A 10,219-nucleotide genomic window follows, 5' to 3' on the forward strand; every position below is an offset into this window, starting at 1 on the left:
GGTCCCCCTCCGCGGGGCAGAATCCACCCATGCTGCGGCGATGGCTCTTCGCTGACCAGCTCGGGCCGCATTTCCTCGACGATCCGCGCCAGCCTGTGCTGCTCGTGGAGTCGAAGGCCGTGTTCCGTCGACGGGTGTTCCACCGCCAGAAGGCGCACCTGATCCTCTCGGCGCTGCGTCACCGTGCCGCAGAGCTGGGCGAGCAGGCGGTGCACGTGCGGAGCGAGGCCTACGCCGACGCGCTGCGCCAGCTGGACGAGCCGGTCGACGTCTGCCATCCCACCTCCCGCCGCGCGCGCCAACTCGTCACCTCGCTGGACCAGGTCACCGTGCGCGGCGCGCGCGGCTTCGTGACCAGCTCCGCCGACTTCGCGGCCTGGGCCGATGACCGACGTGGCGCGCTCCGGCTGGACGACTTCTACCGCGACGCCCGGCAGCGGCACGGTGTGCTGATGGACGGCGCCGAGCCGGCCGGCGGCCGGTGGAACCTCGACGCGGACAACCATCAGCCGCCACCGGAGCATGAAGCGCGGCTCGACGTGCCGCCACCGCCGGCCCCGGTCGAGGATGAGATCGACGCCGGGGTCCGGGCGGATCTGGACCGGTGGGCGGCGGAGGGGATCCGCTTCGTCGGGCGGGACGGCCCCCGGCTGTTCCCGGCCACCCGGGTCGAGGCGCTGGCCCGGTTGCGGCACTTCGTCCGGTACCGGCTCCCGATCTCCGGCCCGTACGCCGACGCGATGCTCGCGGCCGACCCGTTCATGGCGCACAGCGCGCTCTCGCCCGCGTTCAACCTCGGGCTGCTGCATCCGATCGAGGCCGTCCGCCGCGCCGAGCGGGCCTACCGCGACGGTGCCGCCCCGCTGGGCAGCACGGAGTGGTTCATCCGCCAGCTGATGGGCTGGCGGGACTACGGCTGGCACCTCTACTGGTACTTCGACGCCGGGGACCGCGGCAACGGCCGCCCCGCGCCGCGCCGTTCACTGCCGGAGTGGTTCACCGGGCTCGACGCCGGGGCGGTCGGGGCGCGCTGTCTCGCCGACGTGCTGGCCGGGGTGCGCGACCGTGGCTGGGTGCATCACATTCCACGGCTGATGGTGCTCGGCAACTACGGGCTGCAGCGGGGATGGCACTCCTCGGAGCTGGTGGACTGGTTCCACCGCTGCTTCGTGGACGGCTACGAGTGGGCGCTGACCGCCAACGTCGCCGGAATGAGCCAGTACGCCGACCTGGGGCGGATGACGACCAGGCCGTACGCCGCCGACGGGCCGTACCTCCACCGGATGAGCGACTACTGCGGCGGCTGCCGCTACGACCCGGATCGCCGACTCGGCCCGGACGCGTGCCCGTTCACGGCCGGCTACTGGGCTTTTCTGGACCGGGCGCGGGAGCGGCTGCACGGCAATGCCCGGATGAGCCGGGCGGTGCAGCAGTTGGACCGCCTCGACGACCTGCCGGAGGTGGTGAGCCAGGAGCGGGAGCGGGGCTCACTCGCTCCCTGACGGGTCGGTGGAGACGGTGCGGGACGGCGCGTAGCGCCCGACGTACTCCTGGCCGGTGAGCTTCTGGATCTCAACCATGAGTTCGTCGGTCATCTGCCGCAGGGCGGTGCGGTCGTCGGGCCGTCCGCTGAAGTCGAGGGGTCTGCCGAAGCGCACGGTCACGTCGCCCGCGCCGAGCTTCGGCACGCGCGCGCCGATCGGCTGGACCTTGTCGGTGCCGATCACACCGACGGGAATGACGGGGACCCCGGCGGCGACGGCGAGTCGGGCAGCGCCGGTGCGGCCCCGGTAGAGACGCCCGTCCGGTGACCGGGTGCCTTCGGGGTAGACCGCGACCAGTTCGCCCGCGCGCAGTACGGGAATCGCCCCGTCGAAGGCGCTGAGCGAGGCGCGGCCGCCGCCCCGCTCGACCCGGATCGCGCCGAGCCCGCCCACGACCGAGCGGGTGAGCCAGCCGCGGAAGCCGGTGCCGGTGAAGTACTCGGCTTTCGCCCAGAACGCGATGTGCCGGGGCACGACCGAGCCGAGGAAGAGTTCGTCGGCGACGGAGAGGTGGTTGCCGGCCAGGATGGCGCCGCCCCGGGTCGGCAGGTGTTCCAGTCCCTCCACGGTGGGGCGCCACCCGACGCGCATCGCGTTGCCCACGGTGAGCTTGCCGATCGTGTACAGCAGCGGCACGGGTCCTCCGGCGATGTCGCGATGGTGGGGCGGGTGTCACGGTAACGGACGGCCGGTCAGGCCGTCCCGCCGATCTTGCAGTTGTGGTGCCGGATCAATGCCGCGAAAGCTCATGAGCCGGGCACCACAACCGCAAGATCACGCGAAATGGGTGGATCAGACGCGGTTCACCGACACGGAGATCCGCTGGCCTTCGCCGACCTCGCCCTCGAACCCGGTCGCGGCCGGGTCGAAGGCGACCGAGTCGGCGAGCACCTCACGCGCCACGAAATCGGCGTGCGTGCGCACCGCCTCCACGGCCTCCGGCGGAGCCGCCAGCGTGACGGTGATCCGGTCCGAGACGTCGAGGTCGGCGTCGCGACGGGCCTGCTGCACCACGCGTACGACGTCCCGGGCGAGTCCCTCCGCGGCCAGCTCGGGCGTCACCGTCGTGTCGAGCACGACGACTCCCTCCCCACCGGGCAGCGGAGCGGAGTGCTCGGCGTCGGCCGCGACGAGCCGGAGTTCGTACTCGCCCTCCTGCAGCGTCACCCCCGCGGCCACCGGGGCGCCGTCGACGAGCGTCCACTCCCCCGCCTTGACCGCCTTGATCACCGACTGCACCTGTCCACCGACGCGCGGGCCGAGCGCCCTCGGCACCACCGTGAGCACCTGCTCGCAGTAGCGGGAGAGCTCATCGGTGAAGACCACCGACTTGACGTTCACCTCGTCGGCGACCAGATCCGCGAACGGGCGCAGCGCGTCCGCGGCCGGCGTCGCCACGGTCAGCGCGGGCAGCGGAAGCCGCACCCGCAGCCCCTTCGCCTTGCGCAGCGAGAGCCCCGCCGAACACACCTCGCGGATCGCGTCCATCGCCGCGACCAGCTCGTGATCCGTCGGAAACTCCTCCGCGGAGGGCCAGTCGGTGAGGTGCACCGACCGCTCCCCGGTCAGGCCCCGCCAGATCTCCTCCGCGGTAAGCGGGGCGAGCGGCGCGACCACCCGGCACAGCGTCTCCAGCACGGTGAACAGGGTGTCGAAGGCATCCTTGTCACCGCTCCAGAACCGGTCGCGGGACCGGCGGACGTACCAGTTGGTCAGCGCGTCGAGGTAGGAGCGCACCGAGCCGCACGCGCCGGAGATGTCGTACTCGTCGAGCTGCCGGGTCGCCTGCTCGACCAGCTCGCTCGTCTTGGCCAGCACGTACCGGTCGAGCAGGTGCGGGCTGTCCGTGCGGCGGACCGCCTCGTACCCGTCGGCGTTGGCGTAGAGCGAGAAGAAGTACCAGACGTTCCAGAGCGGCAGCAGCACCTGGCGTACGGCGTCGCGGATGCCGGCCTCGGTGACCGGCATGTCCCCGCCCCGCAACACCGGCGAGGACATCAGCATCCAGCGCATCGCGTCGGAGCCGTGCGAGTCGAACACCTCGTACACGTCCGGGTAGTTGCGCAGGCTCTTGGACATCTTGCGGCCGTCCGCGCCGAGCAGGATGCCGTGGCTGACGCAGTTGCGGAACGCCGGCCGGTCGAACAGGGCCGTCGCCAGCACGTGCATCGTGTAGAACCAGCCGCGGGTCTGCCCGATGTACTCGACGATGAAGTCGCCCGGGTAGTGGTCCTCGAACCACTCCCGGTTCTCGAACGGATAGTGCACCTGCGCGAACGGCATCGACCCCGACTCGAACCAGCAGTCCAGCACCTCCGGCACCCGCCGCATCGTGGAACGCCCGGTCGGGTCGTCCGGGTTGGGACGGGTGAGATCGTCGATGTGGGGGCGGTGCAGGTCGGCGACCCGCACCCCGAAGTCGCGCTGCAGCTCCTCCAGCGAGCCGTACACGTCCACCCGCGGGTAGCTGGGGTCATCGGACTTCCAGACCGGGATCGGCGAGCCCCAGAACCGGTTGCGGCTGATCGACCAGTCCCGGGCCCCGGCCAGCCACTTGCCGAACGAGCCGTCCTTGACGTGCGTCGGCGTCCAGGTGATCTCCTGGTTGAGCTCGACCATCCGGTCACGGAACCGGGACACCGCGACGAACCACGATGAGACGGCCTTGTAGACCAGCGGAGTGTCGCAGCGCCAGCAGTGCGGGTAGGAGTGCGTGTAGGTGTCCTGCCGCAGCACCAGACCACGGTCCTTGAGGTCGCGGATCACCGGCTTGTTGACGTCGAAGACCTGCTGGCCCTCGTACGGCGGGACGAGCGAGGTGAACCGGGTGTGCTCGTCGACGGTGACGATGGTGGGGATGCCGGCCGCGTTGCAGGCGTTCTGGTCGTCCTCGCCGAAGGCGGGCGCCATGTGCACGACCCCGGTGCCGTCCTCGGTGGTGACGAAGTCGGCGCCGAGCACCTGGAAGGCGTTCGGGCCGGCCTGGTCGGCGAGGAAGTCGTAGAGCGGGGTGTAGCGGCGTCCGACCAGATCGGCGCCACGCACCGTGCCGACCTGCTGGTAACCCTCGAGCTCCTTGGCGTACGCGGCCACCCGCGCCGCGCCGACGATGAACCTCTCGCCGTCGCGCTCCAGCACCGCGTAGTCGATGTCGGGACCGACGGCGAGCGCCAGGTTGGACGGCAGGGTCCACGGCGTCGTCGTCCAGACGCCGACCTTCACCGGCCCACGGACCAACTCGGGCGCGTCGTCCGCGGCCGTGAGCTGGAACCAGACGCTCACCGTCGGGTCCTGCCGGTCGCGGTAGACGTCGTCCATCCGCGTCTCGGTGTTGGAGAGCGGGGTCTCGCAGCGCCAGCAGTAGGCCAGCACCCGGAAGCCCTCGTAGACGAGGCCCTTGTCGTGCAGGGTCTTGAAGGCCCACATGACGCTTTCCATGTAGTCCACGTCGAGGGTCTTGTAGTCGTTGGCGAAGTCCACCCAGCGGGCCTGCCGAGTGACGTAGCGCTCCCAGTCCTGCGTGTAGGTGAGGACCGAGGTGCGGCAGACGTCGTTGAAGCGCTCCACGCCCAGGTCGAGGATCTCGGCCTTGCTGGTGATGTTGAGCTGCCGCTCCGCCTCCACCTCGGCGGGGAGACCGTGGCAGTCCCAGCCGAAGCGGCGCTCGACCCGGCGCCCGCGCATCGTCTGGTAGCGCGGCACCAGGTCCTTCACGTAGCCGGTGAAGAGGTGGCCGTAGTGCGGCAGACCGTTGGCGAACGGCGGCCCGTCGTAGAAGACGTATTCGTTCGAGCCGTTGGGGCCGGGCTCACGCGCCTCGACGCTGGCCTCGAAGGTCTTGTCGGCCGTCCAGTGCTCCAGCACGCGGCGCTCCACCGCGGGCAGATCCGGGCTCGCCGGCACGCCGGTGCCATCGGGGGCGTTCTTCGGGTATGCCATCGCGGGTCGCTCTCCTCGTGCAGTTCACTGTCAGTGGACTGCGAGGACGAGTCGTGCGGTGCGCCATGCCGACGCGCCGCGGACCCGCGGTACCACCCCGCTTGACGGTCGAGATCGACCGCCCGCTCGTTGGCCGGCTGTGACGGGCCGGACCCGTCCGGTTCTACTGAGGCCTGGCGGCCCGTTCTTCCGGAGGCTCACCGGTGATGGCCGGGTCAACGCCTGTTCGGTCTCCAAGGCTACCTGACGCGACGATTGCGACTCACCCGCATTTGCCGGCGCGGGCTCATCTGCCTGTCGATCAAGGACGTGTTCAGACGGTTTGATCTCTCATCGCGGGAACACGCCCTTGATCAGCGGTGTCTTCGTCGTCGCCGAGCACGACAAACGGCCGGGTTGCTAGCCCAGATCCGGGAACCAGAGAGCGATCTCGCGGGCCGAGCTTTCCGGCGAGTCCGAGGCGTGCACGAGGTTTTCCCGGTTGGAGAGGGAGAGGTCGCCGCGGATCGTGCCGGCGGCGGCCTTGCGGCCGTCGGTGGAGCCGACCAGGGTACGGACGACCTCGATCGCCGAGTCGCCGGAGAGCACCAGCGCGACCAGCGCGCCGCCGGTCATGAACTCCTTGAGCGGCGGGTAGAACGGCTTCTCGACGTGGTCGGCGTAGTGCGCGTCGGCGAGCGCCGCGTCCATCGTGCGCAGCACCATCGCGTCGACGGCGAGGCCCTTCCGCTCGAACCGCCCGAGGATCTCCCCGACCAGGCCACGCCGGAGCGCATCTGGCTTGATCAGTACGAGCGTGCGCTCGACGGAGGTGCTGCTGGACACGGGTGATTCCTCCTGGGCGAGATCGGGTACGGCTGAGCGGTGTCAGCCTAGCGAGCCGGCCGGCACCCGGGTCGGCCGGTCCGCCGACGATCATTCCTGGTCTTCCATCACTGGCCGGGCGGGCCTAGCCTGGCCTTGACGCAGGGAGGTCCACTGTGGCGAACGGCCGCCGACCGGTAGCAACCGTACGCAAGCTCATCGCCGCGGTCCTGGGCACCGTGGCCACCTTCGTGATGCTCTTCGGCGCCGGCATGACCAGTTGGGCGATCGTGGCCCTCGGGGTCGCACTGCTGGTGCTCGCCGTCAGCCTGGTCCTGGTCACGGCGCTGCGCGGAGGCGCCCGCGCCTGGGTGGCCGGCACCGCCCACGTGCGCAGCGTCTCCGAGCCCCCCGCCGCCTCGGCGTACGGCCGCTGCGAGCTGCAGATTCTGATCGACGCGCCGGGGCTGCCACCGCGATCGGTCAAGGTCCGGGACCCACGGGTGCCGGTGGCGAAGTGGCCGGACCCGGGCGCGACCCTGCCGATCATGGTGGCCATCGACGACCAGCGGCACGTCCGGATCCTCTGGGACGACGTGCTCACCCATGCGGAGGCCGCGACCACCGACGACGGGGCGCCGCCGCTGTACGACGACGGCGACCGCGACCCGCTCGTCAACGACATCCTGATCGACGATCAACTCCTGGTCGGCGACGAGGTCCCGCCGTGGGTGCGCCGGGGCACGGATGACGATCTGCTGCCCCCGGAGCGGGGCGAGCCGGTCACGGCCGACCTGACCGACGACCTGATCGGGCTGCGCGACGATCGGGTGGTCGTGCACCAACCGCCGGGCGGCGGCCCGATCGTGTTGGAGGGCACCCTGGTCGATCCGCCATCGAGCGTGCCGCTGCCCCGTCGCGCGAAGCCCAGCCCCCGTCCCCGCCCCGACGAGCCCGACCCGACACCCGGGCCGGTCGTCGGCGGGGCCGGGCCGGCCGCCGCCGCGACCGAGACGCCGGCCGCACGGGCGGAGTCGGCCGCCCCGGCGGCCGGGACCGTCCTGATCGACCCGCCGCCGGACGCCGCCGCGACCGGGCCCGTCGCGAGCGGGGCGCGTCCCACCGCCGCCTGGCAGGACGAGCCGGCGGGTGGTCTGCACGATCCGGTCGAGGAGGAGGCGGTCCTCGGCGGTCTGGGCGCGCCCGAGCCGGGCGTCCAACCGGGGGCGACGGGTCCGATCCACGGGGTCGGCATCACCGTGCTCGTCGCCGACCTGGACCGGTCGGTCGCGTTCTACCGCGACATGCTCGGCTTCTTCGAGATCGATGGCGGCGACGGAAACGCCGTACTGGCGTCCGGGGCGACCCGGCTGGTGCTCCGGGCGATCCGCGACGTGGCGCCGATCAACCGCCGCCTCGTCCACCTCAATCTGGAAGTGGACGACGTCGGGGCGGTCTACCAGGAGCTGAAGACCAAGGGCGTGCGGTTCACCTACGCTCCCCGCGCGGTCAACCGTGGCGCGAAGCTGGAGCTGTGGGCGGCGGCGTTCCGTGACCCCGACGGGCACGGCATCGCGATCACACAATGGCGGGAGCGGTCGGCGGACTGAGCCCGCCGCCGCCCCCTTCGCATCGCGCGGTCAGCCGAGGATCACGCGGCGGACGTGCAGCACGTATGCCCAGACGAGCGCGAACATCACGCCCAGTACCGCCAGCGACCAGTGCAGGAATCCGGCGAGCAGCAGCAACCCCTGCAGCACGGTCGCGGCGTGCCACGCCCAACTGCGCCGCATCGACCCTGCCAGCACCGCCGCGAGCACGGTGAGGGCCAGCACTGCCCCCATCGCGGCGCCCGTACGCGGCCCGCCGAGGACCTTGATCGGCAGGATCGCCATCAGCAGCACCAGCGTCTCGATGCCGAGCGTGCCGGCGCCGAGCCCGCGCACCGCCCGGACCGGGTTCCGCAGTCCCGACGGACGCTGACCGCCGGACGTTTCCGGAGACGCGGTCATCGCTTGAACAGCCGACGCGCGTCCGCGACGGTGACCATCGAGCCGGTGATGAGGACCCCGACCGCGCTCAGTTCCCGGTCGACCCGCGACTCGGCCGAGGCGACGGCCTCCTCGATGGCGTCCGGAATGTTGTCCGCCACGGTCACCCGGTCCTCGCCGAAGAACTCGATCGCGACGGCGGCGAGTTCCTCGGCCGGCATGGCCCGGGGAGAGCTGTTGGTGGTGACGACGAGCGCGTCCAGCACCGGCTCCAGCAGCTCGACCAGGCCGGCCGCGTCCTTGTCCCCGAGCACGGCGAGCACCCCGACCAGCCGGCTGAAGGCGAACTCCTCCTGCAACGCGGTGACGGTCGCCGTCATCCCGTGCGGATTGTGTGCGCCGTCGAGCAGGACGGTCGGCGCGTTGCGTACCCGCTCCAGGCGGCCGGGCGAGGAGGTGCCGGCGAAGCCTTCCCGGACGATCTCGACGTCGAGCATCCGGGTGGCCCCGGCGCCGAGGAACGCCTCGACGGCGGCGAGCGCCACCGCCGCGTTCTGCGCCTGGTGCGCGCCGTGCAGCGGGACGAACACGTCCTCGTAGACCCCGCCGAGGCCCTGCAGGGTCAACACCTGCCCGCCGACCGCGACCGCCCGCCGCATCACCCCGAACTCGCTGCCCTCCCGGGCGATCGTGGCGCCCACCTCGGCGCAGCGTTCGAGGATCGGACGGGCCGCTTCCTCCTCCTGCGCGGCGCAGACCACCGTCGCGTCCCGGTGGATGATGCCCGCCTTGGCCAGCGCGATGTCCTCGATCGTGTCGCCGAGCCACTCGGTGTGGTCGAGCCCGATCGGGGTGATCACGCAGACCCCCGCGCCGAGCACGTTGGTGGCGTCGTCCGCCCCGCCGAGCCCGACCTCGATGATCCCGACGTCGACCGGCGCGTCGGCGAAGGTCGCGAACGCGAGCGCGGTGGTCATGTCGAAGTACGTCAGCGGCTCACTGGCCCGCTTGTCGACCAGCGCCGCGAGGGGCGCGATGTCCCGGTACGTCGAGACGAAGCGCTCCTCGCTCACCGGCTCGCCGTCCAGGCTGATCCGCTCCCGCACCGTCTCCAGGTGCGGGCTGGTGTAGCGGCCGGTGTGCAGCCCGAACGCCCGCAACAGAGAGTCGATCATGCGGGCGGTCGAGGTCTTGCCGTTGGTGCCGGTCAGGTGGATCGCCGGGTAGGCACGCTGCGGACTGCCCAGCACGTCGAGCATCTGCTCGATCCGCCCGAGGTCGAACACCATCCGGGTGAAGCCGCGGCTCGTCAGCTCCGCGTCGACCTGGGCAAACTCCGAGCCCTCGGGTCTGGCGTTCTTCGCGCTCATGCCGACAACGCCTGCAGCGCGGCGGAGATGCGGACGAGATCAGCCTCGGCCGCGAGCAACCGCGTCCTGATTTTGTCGACGACCGGCTCCGGCGCCTTGTCGATGAAGGCCACGTTGCCCAGTTTGGCCCGGCACTGCGCCGCCTCCCGTTCGGCCGCCGCCCGGTCCTTCTCCAGCCGCGCCCGCTCCGCCGCCACGTCGATCGAGCCGCGGGTGTCGAGGTCGACCGTGACGCCGCCGGCCACCGCCAGCGTTGCCGTCGCGGCGAACTCGTCGCCCGCCGGGTCGAGCCGGGCCAACGACCGGATCAGCGGTTCGTGCGCCGCGATCCCGGCGCCGGGCAGCCCCGACAGGCGTGCGGACACCCGCTGCCCCGGCTTGAGCCCCTGGTCCGAACGGAACCGGCGAACCTCCGTGACGACCCGCTGCAGCATGCCCACCTCCGCCTCGGCGCCATCATCCAGCAGCGCCCGGTCCGCGACCGGCCAGGCGGCGGTGACCACCGTCTCGCCGCCCGTCAGCGCCGTCCAGAGCTCCTCGGTCACGAACGGGATGACCGGGTGCAGCAGCT

8 protein-coding genes are annotated in these 10,219 nt (G+C 71.6%); 2 read left to right on the top strand and 6 right to left on the bottom strand.

All coding sequences use genetic code 11. From position 1 onward, the window contains the following. Positions 1-29 precede the first annotated feature (29 nt). On the top strand, positions 30-1,502 hold the full coding sequence (locus tag AB0J06_RS23305; RefSeq protein ID WP_357431280.1) for a cryptochrome/photolyase family protein: 1,473 nt from the start codon (positions 30-32) through the stop codon (positions 1,500-1,502). Here the strand turns inward: AB0J06_RS23305 and AB0J06_RS23310 are convergent. The 3 genes from AB0J06_RS23310 to ndk form a co-directional block, all read right to left on the bottom strand. After that, the gene (locus tag AB0J06_RS23310; protein WP_357431282.1) at positions 1,488-2,180 is read right to left on the bottom strand and encodes a lysophospholipid acyltransferase family protein; all 693 of its coding nucleotides are present in this window, start codon (positions 2,178-2,180) and stop codon (positions 1,488-1,490) included. The two genes, AB0J06_RS23305 and AB0J06_RS23310, sit on opposite strands and share 15 nt — an antisense overlap. Positions 2,181-2,336: 156 nt before the next feature. Further along, positions 2,337-5,483, bottom strand: a complete 3,147-nt coding sequence (gene ileS / locus AB0J06_RS23315) for an isoleucine--tRNA ligase (protein ID WP_357431284.1) — start codon at positions 5,481-5,483, stop codon at positions 2,337-2,339. Between the two features lie 399 nt (positions 5,484-5,882). Continuing rightward, positions 5,883-6,308 carry a nucleoside-diphosphate kinase gene (gene ndk / locus AB0J06_RS23320; protein ID WP_357431286.1) on the bottom strand — a complete coding sequence of 142 codons (426 nt, stop codon included), beginning with the start codon at positions 6,306-6,308 and terminating at the stop codon, positions 5,883-5,885. A 155-nt stretch (positions 6,309-6,463) separates the two neighbouring features. On the opposite strand from ndk, the gene AB0J06_RS23325 reads away from it, so the two are divergent. Further along, positions 6,464-7,897: a VOC family protein gene (locus tag AB0J06_RS23325; RefSeq protein WP_357431288.1), complete on the top strand. Its 1,434-nt coding sequence runs from the start codon at positions 6,464-6,466 to the stop codon at positions 7,895-7,897. A gap of 30 nt (positions 7,898-7,927) precedes the next feature. On the opposite strand, the gene AB0J06_RS23330 is transcribed toward AB0J06_RS23325, so the two are convergent. The 3 genes from AB0J06_RS23330 to AB0J06_RS23340 all read right to left on the bottom strand — a co-directional run. Further along, positions 7,928-8,299, bottom strand: a complete 372-nt coding sequence (locus AB0J06_RS23330; protein WP_357431290.1) for a DUF4233 domain-containing protein — start codon at positions 8,297-8,299, stop codon at positions 7,928-7,930. Then, positions 8,296-9,648: a folylpolyglutamate synthase/dihydrofolate synthase family protein gene (locus tag AB0J06_RS23335; RefSeq protein WP_357431292.1), complete on the bottom strand. Its 1,353-nt coding sequence runs from the start codon at positions 9,646-9,648 to the stop codon at positions 8,296-8,298. The genes AB0J06_RS23330 and AB0J06_RS23335 overlap by 4 nt, the downstream gene beginning before the upstream one ends. Beyond that, positions 9,645-10,219: class I tRNA ligase family protein (locus tag AB0J06_RS23340; protein WP_357431294.1), on the bottom strand; the 575-nt coding region annotated here is incomplete at its 5' end. The genes AB0J06_RS23335 and AB0J06_RS23340, both read right to left, overlap by 4 nt.

The sequence above is a fragment of the Micromonospora sp. NPDC049679 genome, from assembly GCF_040659735.1.
Lineage (GTDB): Bacteria > Actinomycetota > Actinomycetes > Mycobacteriales > Micromonosporaceae > Micromonospora_I.

Coding starts and splice junctions, on each gene's coding strand:
- AB0J06_RS23305 (WP_357431280.1), top strand. CDS start 30: ATGCTGCGGCGATGGCTCTTCGCTGACCAGCTCGGGCCGCATTTCCTC.
- ileS (WP_357431284.1), bottom strand. CDS start 5,483: ATGGCATACCCGAAGAACGCCCCCGATGGCACCGGCGTGCCGGCGAGC.
- AB0J06_RS23330 (WP_357431290.1), bottom strand. CDS start 8,299: ATGACCGCGTCTCCGGAAACGTCCGGCGGTCAGCGTCCGTCGGGACTG.
- AB0J06_RS23335 (WP_357431292.1), bottom strand. CDS start 9,648: ATGAGCGCGAAGAACGCCAGACCCGAGGGCTCGGAGTTTGCCCAGGTC.